We start from the raw sequence: 15,460 nt of genomic DNA on the forward strand, positions 1-15,460 counted from the left end.
GTCATAAGCATTTACCGTGCTAATGCATGCCAGAACAGCATATAATCTAAATTATACATATAAAACAATCTCTTAAAATGAAATCCTTCAGGAAAAACCGCTTCTGCCGTCCGGGTCATATCAGACGCAGCGCTGATATCACTTACCCCCGCAGGGGTAATTATGAGTATTAATGAACTGAAGCTGAAAAAGTGTGAAAGCGACAGAGGGCGCGCCTTTAAGCGGAACGCTAAATCCCCCGGCTTCGCGGATTTATCAATACCGGTGGACGCATCCAGCCGTGCCCGGTTTGCAAAAGTAAAACGAACGGTTTACTTTTAAAGGATGAAAAAACGCGATGACATCATTCAGGCTGCCGAGCGGCTGTTTTACACTCACGGGTTTCACGCCACCAGTACCGACCAGCTCTGTCGGGAAGCGGGCGTCTCCACCCGAACCTTCTATCATCACTTTCCCTCACGCGAGGCGATGACCGCTGCGGTGATGGCGGCGCGTGAGCAGCGATTTATGGCTGAGCTGCTGCCGGCCCACCAGCCGGAGGCGATCGCGCAGCTGTTTAGCGTGCTGGCCAGCTGGACAGAGGCAAACGGTGCGCACGGCTGCTTCTTCCTTAAAGCCTGGGGAGAATATGCCGGACGGGATCAGGCGCTGGCAGAGCAGGCGCTGGCATTCCGCGCCACCATGCGCCGCTACATCACCGACTGTGTAACCTGCCTGCACGGTGCCGAAGATCGATCATTGAGCGATGCCATCTGGATGCTCTTTGAAGGGGCGATTACCACCGCGCTGATTACCGGCCCCGCCGCCGCGCAGCATGCGGCGCAGATCGCCAGCCAGCTGCTGCTTCAGAAAGGGGCTTCCTGATGAGGTCGCCTGCTGCGCTGGCTCTGACCGGCTTCAGCCTGATCGCGGTAACCTATGGCATGGCCCGCTTCTCATGGGGGCTGATGCTGCCCGCCATATCGGCAGCGATCCCGTTAAGCCCGCAGCAGACGGGGCTGCTCTCCGCCTGCAGCTTTGTCTCTTACTGTCTGACCATTCTCAGCGCCGCGGCGCTGGCCCGGCGCTACGGTGCGCGGCTGACGGCGCTACTCGCCTCACTCTGTGCGACGGCAGGTCTGCTGCTGCTTGCCCTCGCCACCTCGCCGCTGCTGCTGGCGGCCGGGCTCTTTATCGCCGGATTCAGTTCCGGCCTGGCGTCTCCCGCCCTGGCGGCGGCAGTCAGTGCCTGTGTGCCCGCGGCGCGCCAGCCGCGCATCAACACCCTGATCAATGCCGGTACCAGCGCGGGGATTATCCTCTCCGTTATCATTCTCGGCACGCTGCCGGGTGGCTGGCGCGCCGCCTGCGGACTCTTCGCCCTGCTCGCTCTGGCCTGTACGCTGCCGGTGATGCGTCACATATCCTCTCACACCGCTGCTCACAGGCCGCAGAGGCGTCACGGGCAGCCGCGCCTGTACTGCCGCGCGCTGCGGCGGCTGATGGGCATTGCGCTTGTTTCAGGTCTGATCAGTGCGGCCTGGTGGAGTTTTGGATCGGTGCTGCTGCGTCAGCACGTCGGCGTGGATGCGGAGAGCGCCCGTTTGCTCTGGCTGATTGCCGGAGGAGCGGGCATTGCCGGTGTGCTTACCGGCCCGCTGGCTGCCCGTATCGGACTGAATGGGGTCTACCGGCTCGCGCTGTGCGGAATGGCAGTGCCGCTGCTGGTGCTGGCCCTGAGCCGGGGCGACTCTGCGGGCTTAATGGTGGCGGTGGCCTGTTGTGGCGCGGGCTATGTCACGCTGTCAGGGGTGTTACTGGTCTGGGGCGCACAGGCCACCGCTGACGATCCGGCAACCGGTGTCGGGATGCTGTTCTTTATGCTGGCGGCAGGTCAGGTGGTGGGATCGCTGCTGTTTGGCCAGCTCTATGCCGCGCTGGGCGCCATTACGGCTTTGACGCTGTTTGCTGCCAGTGCCCTGCTGCTGCTGTTTGTTGCCCCGCGCCGTGTGAAAGCGCCACAGCGCGATCGGCGGCAGCCGTGAACAGAGCGAAAAGAGGGATAACGCACATTTTCTGGCGAATTAATATGACCTCCGCACGCGGAGGTTATTAAGCGTGGCGGGCGATAGCGGAATTAATCAGTTCAGCGCCCGGATATTATTAATGCGCGGATTAATCGTCTGCTCAGTTAAATCGTCATCGGCACCAAGATAATAAGGCACGACGCAATGCCTGCCATCTTTGGTAAAAATAATCTGGTTATCGTGCAGAAATAGCGCAGTGAAATGACCGAGCACCACACCATTTAATTCAAAGCAGTGATTTCTCGCGGCGCGCAGCCCCTGCTTACTTTTCAGAAAATCAACAAATCGCATCACGCCGCACCCCCGGATATTAAATCAGCTCAACCGAAACCGCAGAGATAATAGCCCTAACCCTGGAATGAATCATCCGGCTGGCGCGGTTTTCAGAAAAGGCTTAATACCCCCGGATATCGCCTCTTTCATGCTGCCTGGCATTCTGCCCCCCGATTTGCCAGGATTAATCCTGGTAAGCGAGCCGACAGGAGAGAATGCGCACCCGCAAGATTTTCATTGCGTCCCCTGACGACCCGCTATACCGTTGTTTTTTCACCGGGTACAGCCGTTAAAAATAATACCGGAGCGTGACAATGGAAATTTTTGCAGCAGAGGATGTTCATATCCCGGCGATTCAGCAGATTTACGCCTGGCATGTCCTTAATGGCACCGGCTCCTTTGAGACGGTTCCGCCTGATGTCGCCGAAATCGCCGGGCGGATGCATAAGATTCAGCAGGCGGGCCTGCCGTGGTTTATCGCCGTCAGCGACGGTGAAGTGCGCGGTTTCTGCTATCTGGCCCCCTATCGTCCGCGTCATGCGTACCGGCACACGCTGGAAGATTCGATCTATATCGATCCGGGATTTCAGCAGCGTGGCGTCGGGTCACGCCTGTTACATCATGCGATTGCCTGGGCAGAGCAGGCGGGGTTTCGTCAGCTGATCGCTAATGTAGGCGACAGCGGGAACCAGGGCTCCATTGCGCTGCATCGCGCAGCGGGCTTTGAGATGACCGGCATCCTGCGTTCGGTCGGGTTCAAACAGGGCCGCTGGCTGGATACGGTTTTTATGCAGCGTGCGCTGGGAAAAGGTGATTCAGCGCTTCCTGTCGACTAAAATAGTTCCAGAGTAAGAAAGGCGCACTCCCCCTCGTTCTCCCCAGGAGAACCTTCTGGTAAGGTGTGTTAACAAAAATAAAAAATCCCGGAAATCTTTATGTTGTCGACAATCATCTACAGAAGCCACATCACTGAAAATGTGTCACTGGGGCTTCTGCATGATTTGGCATTAAAAGCGAACAAAATCAACAAATCATCCAGCGTCACCGGGATTCTGTTGTTCAATGGAACACACTTTTTTCAGCTGCTGGAAGGTCCGGAAGCGGCCGTAAAAGCGGTCTATAACCGGATTTGCCAGGATCCGCGCCATCATAATCTGGTTGAACTGTTGCGCGACTACGCGCCGGCGCGACGGTTTGGTCACGTCGGTATGGAACTGTTCGATCTCCGTCTGCACGATAAAGAGACGGTACTGGAAGCGGTGCTGGAGAAATGCACCACCCGCTACCAGATGACCTATTCCGACCGCGCCCTGCAGTTCCTGCGTACCTTTGTCGAAGCGCGGGAAAAAGAGAACTATTTTGAGATCCCTTCCGCCAGCGGCTGGACCTTTATCCGCGACGAGTCAGAGCAGCGTGAAGGCGATGCCGCACTGATGGCGACGGATGAGGTCAGCTTCGCGTTTCAGCCGATCGTCGATCCTTTTGCCTGTGAAATCGTTTCACTGGAGGCACTGCTGCGCGGCCCGCAGGGTGAACCGCCACTGGATTATTTTGCCGGACTGTCACGTGAACAGCTCTATCAGACCGATCTGCAGTCGAAAAAAATCGCGTTTGCTCAGGCAAAACAGCTGGGGATTGAGGGGATGACCCTGTCGATCAACCTGCTGCCGATGACGCTGGTGGAAGTGCCCGATGCGGTTCCGTTTTTGCTGGAGGCGATTGCGGCCCAGGGGCTGGTGCCGGAGCAGATCATGGTGGAGTTCACCGAGAATGAAATTATCTCGCAGCCGGATGCCTTTGAAGCGGCCCTTCGCCAGCTGAAGGCGGCGGGCATCAGCCTCGCGCTGGACGATTTTGGCGCCGGCTTCGCCGGGCTGTCGCTGCTGACCCGCATTCAGCCCGACAAGATCAAGATTGACCGGGCGATTATCTCAGGCGTGCATAAAAGCGGACCGAAGCAGGCGATCATTCATGCCATTCTGAAATGCTGCTCGTCACTGGAAATCGGCGTGATCGCGGAGGGCATCGAACAGCCCGAAGAGTGGATGTGGCTCGAAGCGGCAGGCGTGACCCAGTTTCAGGGCTTCCTCTTCTCAAAACCTGAGCTGAACCGCATTGCGGCCGTCGCCTGGCCAGAACTGCTTTAACCCCCTGCGATTTGGATGATTTTGCGCTTTCCTGCCTTGCCGGATCCCCTGGCGACTGCTAAATAATAAACAGCGCCGGGCGATCATTTTTCTGTCATCTTCGCCCGGCAGAGTCAGTTATTGCCCAGTCTGTGATTACCGATTTAGCAGTCAGATGTTCAGTGTTTAGGCCAGCGCAACGCGCCATGCGTGCGACGTGACTCCAGGGACAGCATTTGAGGAACTGAATGAAGCAAATCATCCGCGGTGATAAAGAACCCTCCCATATCCTGGCAGCAACCCGTGCGCTCGAAGCGCACTACGCCCGCTACGGAGAAGGCAATAAGTACCATCCCATCATCTACTCCATCGCCTACCGCAGCCGTTTTTATCAGGTCGAAGTCATTACCCGACGCGAAACCATGGTGGCAACCGTGATTACCGGCGTCCGTAACCTCACTCATCTCCCCGGTGCCGCCTGACGGTCACCCCTTACCCAGCGGGGGCTGACCGCCCCCGGTTCGCAGGTTAACGCCGGTAGAGCGCATTGGCCGGATAGATGGCGCCAATTACGCTCTTCTCCCGCGCGCCCGTTACCGCCGGCAGATTGCCCGGCAGCCCGGAGAGCGTGCGAAACGCCAGCCAGGCAAACGCCAGTGCCTCCATATCGTCCCCGCTGATACCCGCCGCATCGGTGGTAGTCACTTCGGTGCCGGGAAGATGAGCAGCCAGGCGCGCCATCAGCAGCGGATTGCGGCCGCCGCCGCCGCATACCAGCAGACGGTCACAGCCATCGTTGAGCAATATCTGCTGGGTGATGGTTATGGCGGTCAGCTCCACCAGCGTCGCCTGCACATCCTGCGGAGCCAGCCCCGGGAAATAGCGCAGATGCTGCTCCAGCCAGCCCAGATTAAAGTGCTCGCGCCCGGTGCTTTTGGGTGGCGGCAGCGCAAACCAGGGCTCCCTTAAGAGCGCCTCCAGCAGCGCCGGAACCCGCGAACCGCTTCGTGCCCACTGCGCATCTTTGTCATACGGCAGACCCTGATTCCGCCAGATCCAGGCATCCAGCAGCATATTACCGGGACCGGTATCGAAACCCCGCACCGGCTGCCCCGGTATCAGCAGCGAAAGGTTGGCGATGCCGCCAATATTCAGCACCATGCGGCGTTCCGCGGCATCCATCAGCAGGGCCTGATGAAAAGCCGGCACCAGCGGCGCGCCCTGCCCGCCCAGCGCCATGTCACGGCGACGGAAGTCGCCCACCACCGTGACGCCGGTCGCCGCCACAATCTGGTTGTTGTCGCCAATCTGCAGGGTGTTGGGCGCGTCGCTCTGCGGCTCATGCCAGACAGTCTGACCGTGACAGCCAATCGCCGTGATATCGCTGGCCTCAAGGGATTCGCGCTTCATCAGCGTGACGACCGCCTCGGCAAACAGCTGGCCGAGACGGGTGTCCAGCTGCCCCAGCTGCGACAGCGTCAGGGATTGTCCCTGACAAATCGCGAGGATCGCCTGGCGAAGCCCGGCGGGGATAGGATGCGAATAGCTCGCCTGCTGAGCCACCATATTTTCGTCAATGGCCGCCAGCACCACATCCACTCCATCCAGGCTGGTGCCTGACATTACTCCGATATAGCGTCCTGATTTCATAGCCATTCCTTACATCCGGCGGGAGGTGCAATTTATCTGCGGCTAGCCTGACAAATTACACCCGCTAATTCTATGATTAATTTGTTTTTATCCAAATGTGCTGACCGGTAACGCCGCGGGACTATTTTTGATCCACGATTGAATTATTGTTGATCTTACATAGTCTATGCTTCGTTCAACCGTGTTTTATTCGGACAGGGATTAATTTGCCAGGTTTGTGTCTTATACTGTGAGCAGGATACAGCGGTAAACGTGGCGCCTTCTCGACTAAAGGAGTTTCAGATGATTAAGCGTGTAATTGTGGTCGCTCTGACCGGTGTCATGCTGGCAGGTTGTAGCAATACCAGTACGCTGTCGGGTGATACCTACAGTGCCAGTGAAGCCAAGCAGGTGCAGAGCGTCTCTTACGGTACGTTAGTTTCCGTTCGCCCGGTGAAAATCCAGGGTGGCGATGAGAGTAACGTTATCGGTGCTATCGGCGGTGCCGTGCTGGGTGGCTTCCTGGGTAATACGATTGGCGGCGGCGCAGGTCGTAGCCTGGCGACAGCCGGTGGTGCGGTGCTGGGCGGCGTTGCGGGCCAGGGCGTTCAGGGCGCAATCAATAAAACCGATGGCGTTGAGCTGGAAATCCGCAAGGATGACGGCAACACCATCATGGTGGTTCAGAAACAGGCCGCCTCACGCTACTCCGTTGGCCAGCGTGTCGTGATGGCCTCTAACGGCAGCCAGGTCACCGTTTCACCTCGCTGAGATAGCAAAAAAAAACCGACGCCTGGGCGTCGGTTTTTTATTTCTCTTTGTTCTGCAGTTCGAGAATGTTTTTCTCAAGCCGGGCGATAAGCGTCACCATCTGGCTGATCTCTTCCCGACTGATGCCGGACAAAATGTCGTCCCGCGTCTCATCAATCACGCTCTCCACCTGCTCAATGATGGGCTCCGCCTGCTGCGTGAGTTTGATGCGCTTGGCGCGACGATCGCTGGCACAGGTCGAGCGGGTAATTAACCCTTTTTCTTCCAGCTGATCCAGCGTGCGGACCAGGGAGGGCTGTTCAATGCCAATCGCCTTGGCTAACTGGATCTGCGACTGTTCGGGCGGCAGTTGATGAATATTGTGCAGCGTCACCCAGTGAGTCTGAGTCAGCTCAAGCGGCTTCAGCCGCTGATCAATCAACGCGCGCCAGATGCGCACCAGGCGAGATAAATCCGTTCCGAGGGGCGTATCCATTTCATCTCCTTATAATTAGCTTGCTAGCTATCAAGCCAGATTCTACACTATTCTGCGAGTTTACAGGACAAATTACAAATCCCGGGCCAGGCCAGGAAATCGCGGCAGCGCTCTCCCCCTGCCGTTTGGGTTAACGAGGGATGTTATCACGTGCTCACCTCCGCTTTTTCAGGCGCGAAACCGCTGACCGATCTGGTCGTGGGCGCCTCACTGTTTTTTCCGCCGATATTCAAGGCGGTGCTCCTTGGCTTCTTTTTCTGGCTGCTGATCCACCCCCTGGTGCGCGGCTGGATCTACTCCGGCGACGTCTGGCATCCCACCCTGTTTGATCTCTCCCTGTTTGTGCTGTGCGTTACCGCCGCACTCTGGCTCATCGGTCACGGATAATCGATATGAAATTTAACGCGGTAAAATATTTTTCCACCCTCATCGTCTTCGCCCTGGCGCTGCTGGCGGGGGGCTGGCTCTGGAACTACTACATGCAGTCCCCGTGGACCCGCGACGGTAAGGTGCGGGCAGAGCTGGTGGATATTACGCCTCAGGTGTCGGGCCGGATTGCTCAGCTCAGCGTCACCGATAATCAGTTTGTCCATCAGGGCCAGCAGCTGCTGACGCTCGACCCGGTGCCGTGGCAGATTGCGCTCGACAACGCCGCCGCCCAGCTGAGCAAAGCGCAGGCAGATCTGGCGAAAGCGCAGCATGAATTTAACCGGCGCGCTCATCTGCCGCGTAACATTATCTCTGCAGAAGATCTCGATGCGGCGCGCCTCAGCGCCGGGGCCGCGGCTGCCAGTGCCAAAGCGGCGCAGGCGGAATGGGAGCGGGCACGCTGGAACCTGCAGCAGACGACGCTGACCGCCCCGACAGATGGCTGGATCACCAATCTGACGCTGCGGCCGGGCAACTATGCCGCGGCGGGAACGCCCCTGTTTGCGCTGGTGGACAGTCACTCTTACTACGTGATGGGCTATTTTGAAGAGACCAAGCTGCGCCATATTCATCCGGGCGCCGCAGCACAGGTGGTGCTCTACAGCAATGGCGCACAGCTGCAGGGCCAGGTGGAGAGCATAGGTCGCGCCATTTACGACCAGAGCATTGAGACGGACAGCGGTCTGGTGCCCGATATCAAACCCAATGTGCCTTGGGTACGGCTGGCGCAGCGGGTGCCGGTGCGCATTCGTCTCGACCCGCTTCCGGCACACACTGAGCTGATTGCCGGTACCAGCTGCACCATCTCCATCCAGCCATGAATATGCAGTGGCTGGCCTGGGATCAGCTGCCCTGGATTAAGGCGACGGGTGGACAGTGGCGCTACGCGTTGCGCAACGCGATATCGATGTGTCTGGCGCTGAGTATTGCCTACGGTCTGGATCTCGATGAACCTTACTGGGCGATGACCTCTGCCGCCGTCATCAGCTTTCCCACGGTCGGCGGGGCAATCAGTAAAAGCCTCGGTCGCATCGCCGGCAGCCTGGTCGGGGCGAGCGCCGCCCTGCTGATTGCCGGTCACACGCTGAATGAACCGTGGCTGTTCACCTTTGCCATCGCTGGCTGGCTGGCGCTCTGCACCGGCATTGCCAGCCACTATCAGAATAATGTCGCCTACGCCTTCTCCCTGGCCGGTTATACCGCCGCCATCATCGCCTTCAGCAGCGTCAATATTACGGACATTACCGCATTGTGGACCATCGCCCAGGCGCGCGTCTGCGAAGTGATCTCCGGCATCCTGTGCGCCGGGTTGATGATGATGGTGCTGCCGAGCACTTCCGATGGTGAGACGCTGATTACCTCGCTGAAGCAGATGCACGCCCGGTTGCTGGAACATGCGGTCCTGCTGCTGCAGCCTTCCGCCAGCGAGGGGATCCGCACCGCGCATGAGACGGTCATCAGCCAGATCCTGACCATGAATCTGCTGCGCATTCAGGCGTTCTGGAGTCACTATCGCTTTCGCCGCCAGAACAACGTCCTGAACTATGTGCTGCACCAGCAGCTGCGTCTTACCAGCGTGCTCTCCAGTCTGCGCCGCATGCTGCTGAACTGGCCCGACGCCCCTGCCGCGCTGTTTGAGGCGCTGCAACAGCTGCTGGCGGAGCTGGCGAAACCGGACTGCGACAAATACCGGCTGGCACAGATCCTGCGCAGCGTGACACCGGCGGCGTCGGGCGACTATCGCCAGCGCGCGTTCTCTCACCGGCTGCGCTACTTCTGCTGGATGTACCTCAATGTGCTGCGCTGGATCAGGCTGCTGGATCGTGCCGATGCGGATACCCGCTTTCAGCCTCCGCCGGTTCCGGCGCTGGCGCGCGACAGTGACAGTGCCGAAGCGGGCTGGAGCGCCCTGCGCACCTTCTGCGTTATCGTGCTGGGCTGCGCCTTCTGGATCAACACGCAGTGGTCTTCAGGCGCTTCCGCCCTGACTCTGACCGCGCTCGCCTGTGTGCTCTACGCCTCTGCGCCCTCACCCGGCGGCAGCGTGACGCTGCTGCTGAAAACGCTGCTCTGGCTGTTTGCCTTCAGTTTTGTGATGAAGTTCGGCCTGATGGTGCAGATCAGCCTGCTGTGGCCCTTTTTACTGGTTCTGTTTCCGCTGCTGGTGACGCTGCAACTCTTTAAGTTACAGCAGAAACAGCGTGCCGGGATGTGGGGACAGTTCATCGTCTTTATGGGCTCGTTTATCGCGGTCACTAACCCGCCCGTCTGGGACTATCAGGCGTTCTTCAACGATAATATTGCCAAAGTGTGCGGGGTACTGCTTGCCTGGCTGGCTTTCCAGATCCTGCGCCCCAGCTCCGATGCCCGGCGCAGCCGACGGCATATTCGGGCACTGCGGCTGGCGTTCCTCGATCAGCTGCGGCGACAGCCCCGCCTCAGCGAAAGTCGCTTTGAATCGCAGATCTACCATCGCATCAGCCAGCTCAGTCACAGCCGGGATGAACAGGCGCGGGTCTGGCTGCTGCGCTGGGGGGTGGTGCTGCTCAACTGCTCGCATATCGTCTGGCAGCTGCGTGACTGGGATGCCGGTCCGGCGTCGCTGCTGCGGTTTCGCGATGAGAGCCTGCAGAATTTACAGCAGATTATCAGCAGCCGTGGCGTGCAGCACAGCTCGCTTGATCGGATGCTGCTGGAACTGGAGGAGACGATCGCCTCGCTGCTGGCGCAGGGCAGCAACGAGGCCAGTGAACTGGCGGGGATTATCTGGCGCCTGCGCTGTTCGCTGGCACAGCTGAAACAGGCGGTTCCGGCCTGACTACTGACAATACTGCTGCTGCTGGCGGTTAAAATCGTCCTGCAGTTGTTGCAGCGTTTTGTGCCCCTCAAAACGGGTCTTATCCATCTCGGTCATCGGTTCGATCACCAGCGCTTTCTCATCCGGTGAGAAGATAAAGCGGCGCGTCAGTTCGCTGCCGGTGAAACTCTGACCGTGAATGCCGCCGCACACCATGGTCATGGTGCGGCGATAAATCGTGGTTTCAGTGAAATTGGTTTCCGTGGCGCTGCGGAAGACCTGATCGCACCCCTTCGCTTCCAGCCTGCGCACCGTGCTGCGGCTCAGCCATTCGCGACCTTTGGCAATCTTTTCGCAGGTGACACGCATTGGGCTGGTATCGATGGTGCGCTGAAGCTCCCGCCCGGTTTCAGTAACCAGTTGCGTATCATTGGGTTTATCGCATCCCACCAGTAGCAGACTCAGCAGTAATGCGCCCTTGAATTTCATGTTCCTGCTCCTTTCCCCATCACGCTTTCGTACCTGAATCAATATCATAGGGGGGAAATGCAGGGGATGGTACAACAATTAATAAACACGCAGGAGAAAAGCGGGCGGCTGGCATGGGCCGCCCGGAAATTCAGATAACGCCGCAGGCGTAACGTGCCCCGCCACCGCCCAGCGGTTTGGGATGGTCGGCATGGTTGTCACCGCCGACATGGACCATCAGCGCTTTGCCTTTAATCTCACTCAGCGACTTCAGTCGTGGTGCCAGTACCGGATAGGTTGCGTTACCCTGGTCATCAACGTAGACCGCAGGCAGGTCGCCCAGATGCCCTTCCGCATAAGGCCCCAGATGTTTGCCGGTGTTAGCCGGATCGAGATGCCCACCGGCCGCCCCGGCAGCCACCACTTTGCCCTCAGACTCGCCCGGCTCACAGCTGCCTTTGGCATGGACATGGAATCCATGAATGCCCGGCGTCAGCCCTTTCAGATCCGGTGTGAACTGCAGACCATACTCTGTCTCATCAATCTTTACGGTGCCCAGCGATTTCCCTATGCCCTCAGCGGTGACCTGATGAACCGTCACCTCTTCACTGGCGGCATGGGCTGACCCACAGGCGATCAGCGCGAATAGCGCGACTGCTTTCATTTTCATGATGACTCCGTTTGCATACCAGGGTGTGCAATAAGTCTGGTCGCTGTTGCGCTATTCTGCTGAAAATTGACGCACTTTTACGCTCAGGGCACATCGTAGCCCAGCGCGGCCTTACGAATGCGGAACCACTGCTGACGTGACAGCGTCACGCTCAGCGCACCGACCGCGTCGCTGACCCGCGCCGTTTTGCCCGACCCGATGATCGGCAGCGGACGCGACGGCAGCATCAGAATCCAGGCATAGACCACCTGATCCAGGCTGCTCGCCCCGGTCTCCTGACGCCCCCGCTCCAGTTCATCGCGCAGTGGCTGGAAATGGGGATCGTTAAACAGGCGACCGCCCCCCAGACAGGACCAGGCCATCGGCCGGATACGCAGTTGCTGACACTGATCCAGCGATCCATCCAGCAGTCCGCTCTGCTGCACAGGGGAGATCTCCAGCTGGTTAGTGACCAGCGAGAACGGCAGGCGGGACTGCAGCAGGGAGAACTGGGCCGGGGTAAAGTTGGAGACGCCAAAGTGCAGTACCTTGCCGCTCTGGTGCAGAGCCATAAAGGCATCGGCGACCTGATCCGCGTCCATCAGCGGATCGGGACGATGGATCAGCAGCAGGTCGAGACGATCGGTGTGGAGGTGACGCAGCGAGTTTTCTGCGCTCTGGACGATATGCTGTTTATCAGTGATGTAGTGACCAATCTGGTTTTCCGGGCGGGCACGGGTAGCGATGCCGCATTTGGTCACAATCTGCAGCCGATCGCGCAGGCCAGGAGCCAGCTTCAGCGCCTCACCAAACGCCGCTTCACACTGATAGTCACCATAGATATCGGCGTGATCAACGGTGGTAATACCGAGGCTGAGGTGATGCTCAATAAATGCGAGCCGCTCCTGAGGCGACATGCCCCACTCCATCAGACGCCAGTACCCCATAACCAGCGGTGAAAAATCGGGCCCCTGCAGAGCAATGGCTTGCGGTTGTGACATGACGATCTCCCTGTTGCACGTTGGCTGACATTAGCGTGTCAGAGAGTATAACGGAAAGCGCCAGGCCGTCAGAATAACTCCGGCTGCTGCGGTGCGGGTGGCTCTTCGCCCTTTTGCTGGCGCAGCAGACGCTGACGCCGCATCTGGCACAGGCGAATCACCTCGCGCTTCTGGGCATCACTGAAGCGCAGCCAGTTAAACCGCTCATCACGGCTGCGTAAACATCCCAGACAGTAGCCGCGCGCATCGCTCTCGCAGATGCCGCGACAGGGGCTGGGAACCGGGAAAAACTCAAGCTGCTCGGCCACTACGTCTCCGGAGTCACAGAATAACCAGTCAAAGTAACAGCGTAGCCTGGTTGCACAGGAAATGAGCCTCAGCCGGTCACAATAATGTCGCTGTCGCGCGTACGGGTGAACACTCTGTGCCATCGTGTGGGCCGATCGTTGCAACCGACCGACTGGTCTACTACTCTCAATGCCATGAATAAGACGCCACAACGCAACGAAACCCGCGAGCACCTGCTTCAGACAGGTGAGCAACTCTGTCTGCAACGCGGGTTCACCGGAATGGGCTTAAGCGAACTGCTGTCACAGGCGGCCGTACCGAAAGGCTCCTTCTACTATTACTTCCGTTCCAAGGAGGCGTTTGGCGTGGCGTTACTGGAACGCTACTTTGCACGCTTCCTGCAGGATGTGGAATTACAGCTCAGCCGGACGGATGGCACCCCGCGCGAACGCCTGCTCAACCACTTCCGTTTAGCGGTCGATCTGTTCGTTCAGCAGGGCCACATTGTGGGTTGCCTGGGCGTGAAAGTCTCTGCGGAAGTCTGCGATCTCTCTGAGCCGATGCGCGATGCCCTGCAGCAGGGTGCGGCGAAAATCACCGCGCTCTATGCGCGGACGCTGACTGAAGCTGTGCAGCAGGAGTCGCTGAACCTGCCGCAGCCGCCTGCACAGATGGCGGAGTTGCTGTCGCTGCTCTGGCTGGGTGCCAGCCTGCAGAGCAAAATTTCCCGCGAGGCGCAGCCCCTGCGCCTCGCACTGAGTACCATCGAACAGTGGCTAGAACGCCACTGATTTTTAAAAAACGTGTTTGTAGACGACTGGTCTACTAATCAGGAGCTATTATGGCGAGTACCCAGCTGTTTCGTCCGCTGAAAGTTGGCGCAATTACCGTCCCAAACCGCGTCTTTATGGCACCGCTGACCCGTCTGCGCAGCATTGAGCCAGGCGATATCCCGACGCCGATGATGGCGGAATATTACCGTCAGCGCGCCAGCGCCGGTCTGATCATCACCGAAGCCACACAGGTCTCTTTCCAGGCCAAAGGCTATGCCGGTGCGCCGGGTTTACATACCCAGCCGCAGATTGCGGCGTGGAAACGCATTAACGAAGGCGTACATCAGGCGGGCGGCCACACCGCCGTGCAGCTGTGGCACACCGGTCGTATTTCCCACAACAGCGTTCAGCCGGAAGGTAAAGCCCCGGTCGCCCCGTCGGCGATTGCGGCGGGTACCCGAACCTCACTGCGTGCTGAAGATGGCAGCGTCTACCGCGAAGAGACCTCAGAGCCACGCGAACTGACGATTCCTGAGATCCAGCAGATCGTAGCTGATTTCGGTCAGGCGGCTGCGAATGCGCGTGAAGCGGATTTTGACCTGCTTGAGCTGCACTCGGCACACGGTTACCTGATTCATCAGTTCCTGGCCCCGGATTCCAACCAGCGTACCGACGAATATGGCGGCAGCATCGAAAAACGCGGTCGTTTCGCGCTGGAAGTGGTGGATGCGGTCATTGCAAACTGGTCAGCCGATCGTATCGGTATCCGCGTTTCGCCGATCGGCAGCTTCCAGAATCTGGATAACGGCCCGGATGAAGAAGAAGCGGCGCTGTGGTACATCGGCGAGCTGGCGAAACGCAACATCGCCTACCTGCACCTTTCAGAACCAGACTGGGCCGGCGGCAAGCCTTACACGGATGCCTTCCGTCAGAAAGTACGTGACCTGTTCCCGGGTGCCATTATCGGTGCCGGTGCCTACACGGTCGAGAAAGCGGATGATTTGATTGGTCGCGGTCTGATCGATGCCGTCGCGTTTGGTCGCGACTACATCGCGAACCCGGATCTGGTTGAGCGTCTGCAGCAGGATGCCCCTCTGAATCCTCAGCGTCCGGAAAGCTTCTATGGCGGCGGCGCGGAAGGCTACATCGACTACCCGACACTGTAAACCTGTCTGGCTGCCGTCCGGGACGATGACGGCGGCCATTATTCAATGGCGATTTTCATCGCTATACTTAGCGCCTGGGTCATCCGGCGATGGCGTTTTACTTCAAAGAGGATGTTATGCGTTTACTACATACCATGCTGCGCGTTGGCGATCTGCAACGTTCAATTGATTTCTACACCCGTGTGCTGGGCATGCGCGTGCTGCGTCAGAGCGAAAACACCGAATATAAATATACCCTGGCTTTTGTGGGCTACACCGACGAAAGCGAAGGGGCGGTTATCGAACTGACCTATAACTGGGGCGTGGACAAGTATGATCTCGGCAACGCCTATGGTCATATCGCGCTGGGCGTGGATGACGCGGCTGCCGCCTGCGAACGTATCCGTCAGAATGGCGGTAACGTGACGCGTGAAGCGGGCCCGGTGAAGGGTGGCTCCACCATTATCGCTTTTGTTGAAGATCCGGACGGCTACAAAATCGAGCTGATCGAAAACAAAGATGCCGGTAAAGGCCTCGGCAACTGATCCTGCCGCCAGCCTGCCCTCCCGG

The 15,460-nt window shown here is 58.6% G+C and carries 20 protein-coding genes; 13 read left to right on the plus strand and 7 right to left on the minus strand.

The genetic code is table 11. The annotated features are described in order from the left end of the window. Nucleotides 1–162: 162 nt before the first annotated feature. Genes S7A_RS21410 through S7A_RS10580 form a run of 3 tightly spaced genes read left to right on the plus strand, consistent with a single transcriptional unit; the run spans nt 163 to nt 2,024 of the window. Nucleotides 163–321 carry a hypothetical protein gene (locus S7A_RS21410; protein WP_158000251.1) on the plus strand — a complete coding sequence of 53 codons (159 nt, stop codon included), beginning with the start codon at nt 163–165 and terminating at the stop codon, nt 319–321. Nucleotides 322–324: 3 nt separating this feature from the next. Then, nucleotides 325–864 (plus strand): TetR/AcrR family transcriptional regulator, encoded by a 540-nt coding sequence (locus S7A_RS10575; protein WP_009090438.1) that lies wholly within the window; start codon nt 325–327, stop codon nt 862–864. Then, nucleotides 864–2,024 carry an MFS transporter gene (locus S7A_RS10580; RefSeq protein WP_009090439.1) on the plus strand — a complete coding sequence of 387 codons (1,161 nt, stop codon included), beginning with the start codon at nt 864–866 and terminating at the stop codon, nt 2,022–2,024. The genes S7A_RS10575 and S7A_RS10580 overlap by 1 nt, the downstream gene beginning before the upstream one ends. Before the next feature lie 96 nt (nt 2,025–2,120). Here S7A_RS10580 and S7A_RS10585 read toward each other — a convergent pair whose 3' ends face one another. Continuing rightward, nucleotides 2,121–2,357: a hypothetical protein gene (locus tag S7A_RS10585; protein WP_009090441.1), complete on the minus strand. Its 237-nt coding sequence runs from the start codon at nt 2,355–2,357 to the stop codon at nt 2,121–2,123. A 296-nt stretch (nt 2,358–2,653) separates the two neighbouring features. Here S7A_RS10585 and S7A_RS10590 point away from each other — a divergent pair, with 296 nt between their 5' ends. The 3 genes from S7A_RS10590 to S7A_RS10600 all read left to right on the plus strand — a co-directional run bounded on the left by S7A_RS10590 (nt 2,654) and on the right by S7A_RS10600 (nt 4,947). Next, on the plus strand, nt 2,654–3,175 hold the full coding sequence (locus S7A_RS10590; RefSeq protein ID WP_009090443.1) for a GNAT family N-acetyltransferase: 522 nt from the start codon (nt 2,654–2,656) through the stop codon (nt 3,173–3,175). 99 nt (nt 3,176–3,274) lie between these two features. Further along, nucleotides 3,275–4,486, plus strand: a complete 1,212-nt coding sequence (locus S7A_RS10595) for a diguanylate phosphodiesterase (protein WP_009090445.1) — start codon at nt 3,275–3,277, stop codon at nt 4,484–4,486. Nucleotides 4,487–4,713: 227 nt separating this feature from the next. After that, entirely contained in the window at nt 4,714–4,947 is a 234-nt protein-coding gene (locus tag S7A_RS10600; protein WP_009090450.1) for a DUF4060 family protein, read from the plus strand. A gap of 46 nt (nt 4,948–4,993) precedes the next feature. On the opposite strand, the gene anmK is transcribed toward S7A_RS10600, so the two are convergent. Beyond that, nucleotides 4,994–6,115 (minus strand): anhydro-N-acetylmuramic acid kinase, encoded by a 1,122-nt coding sequence (gene anmK, locus S7A_RS10605; RefSeq protein ID WP_009090451.1) that lies wholly within the window; start codon nt 6,113–6,115, stop codon nt 4,994–4,996. Between the two features lie 282 nt (nt 6,116–6,397). Here anmK and slyB point away from each other — a divergent pair, with 282 nt between their 5' ends. Continuing rightward, nucleotides 6,398–6,865, plus strand: a complete 468-nt coding sequence (slyB, locus tag S7A_RS10610; protein ID WP_009090452.1) for an outer membrane lipoprotein SlyB — start codon at nt 6,398–6,400, stop codon at nt 6,863–6,865. A 37-nt stretch (nt 6,866–6,902) separates the two neighbouring features. Here the strand turns inward: slyB and slyA are convergent, their stop codons facing one another. Then, entirely contained in the window at nt 6,903–7,340 is a 438-nt protein-coding gene (gene slyA, locus S7A_RS10615; protein ID WP_009090453.1) for a transcriptional regulator SlyA, read from the minus strand. Between the two features lie 150 nt (nt 7,341–7,490). Between slyA and S7A_RS10620 the strand changes: the two genes are divergently transcribed. The 3 genes from S7A_RS10620 to S7A_RS10630 are packed head-to-tail and all read left to right on the plus strand — an operon-like array spanning nt 7,491 to nt 10,587. After that, entirely contained in the window at nt 7,491–7,727 is a 237-nt protein-coding gene (locus tag S7A_RS10620; protein ID WP_009090455.1) for a DUF1656 domain-containing protein, read from the plus strand. Nucleotides 7,728–7,732: 5 nt separating this feature from the next. Continuing rightward, the gene (locus S7A_RS10625) at nt 7,733–8,590 is read left to right on the plus strand and encodes an HlyD family secretion protein (protein ID WP_009090458.1); all 858 of its coding nucleotides are present in this window, start codon (nt 7,733–7,735) and stop codon (nt 8,588–8,590) included. Continuing rightward, on the plus strand, nt 8,587–10,587 hold the full coding sequence (locus S7A_RS10630; RefSeq protein WP_033736269.1) for an FUSC family protein: 2,001 nt from the start codon (nt 8,587–8,589) through the stop codon (nt 10,585–10,587). The genes S7A_RS10625 and S7A_RS10630 overlap by 4 nt, the downstream gene beginning before the upstream one ends. Here S7A_RS10630 and S7A_RS10635 read toward each other — a convergent pair whose 3' ends face one another. The 4 genes from S7A_RS10635 to S7A_RS10650 form a co-directional block, all read right to left on the minus strand. Then, nucleotides 10,588–11,055, minus strand: a complete 468-nt coding sequence (locus tag S7A_RS10635; RefSeq protein WP_009090461.1) for a hypothetical protein — start codon at nt 11,053–11,055, stop codon at nt 10,588–10,590. A gap of 130 nt (nt 11,056–11,185) precedes the next feature. Beyond that, entirely contained in the window at nt 11,186–11,704 is a 519-nt protein-coding gene (sodC, locus tag S7A_RS10640; protein ID WP_009090469.1) for a superoxide dismutase family protein, read from the minus strand. Between the two features lie 83 nt (nt 11,705–11,787). Beyond that, the gene (locus S7A_RS10645; RefSeq protein ID WP_009090471.1) at nt 11,788–12,684 is read right to left on the minus strand and encodes an aldo/keto reductase family oxidoreductase; all 897 of its coding nucleotides are present in this window, start codon (nt 12,682–12,684) and stop codon (nt 11,788–11,790) included. A 68-nt stretch (nt 12,685–12,752) separates the two neighbouring features. Next, complete coding sequence (locus S7A_RS10650; protein ID WP_009090473.1) at nt 12,753–12,992, minus strand: DUF1289 domain-containing protein; 240 nt, start codon at nt 12,990–12,992, stop codon at nt 12,753–12,755. A gap of 174 nt (nt 12,993–13,166) precedes the next feature. On the opposite strand from S7A_RS10650, the gene S7A_RS10655 reads away from it, so the two are divergent. From S7A_RS10655 to gloA, 3 genes are all read left to right on the plus strand, one after another. After that, entirely contained in the window at nt 13,167–13,763 is a 597-nt protein-coding gene (locus tag S7A_RS10655) for a TetR/AcrR family transcriptional regulator (protein WP_033736271.1), read from the plus strand. Nucleotides 13,764–13,813: 50 nt separating this feature from the next. Beyond that, nucleotides 13,814–14,911, plus strand: a complete 1,098-nt coding sequence (locus tag S7A_RS10660) for an alkene reductase (RefSeq protein WP_009090476.1) — start codon at nt 13,814–13,816, stop codon at nt 14,909–14,911. A 116-nt stretch (nt 14,912–15,027) separates the two neighbouring features. Next, the gene (gloA, locus tag S7A_RS10665; RefSeq protein WP_009090478.1) at nt 15,028–15,435 is read left to right on the plus strand and encodes a lactoylglutathione lyase; all 408 of its coding nucleotides are present in this window, start codon (nt 15,028–15,030) and stop codon (nt 15,433–15,435) included. Nucleotides 15,436–15,460 lie beyond the last annotated feature (25 nt).

Origin of the sequence: Pantoea sp. Sc1 (assembly GCF_000255315.1) — a bacterium.
In the GTDB taxonomy this organism is placed as follows: domain Bacteria; phylum Pseudomonadota; class Gammaproteobacteria; order Enterobacterales; family Enterobacteriaceae; genus Pantoea; species Pantoea anthophila.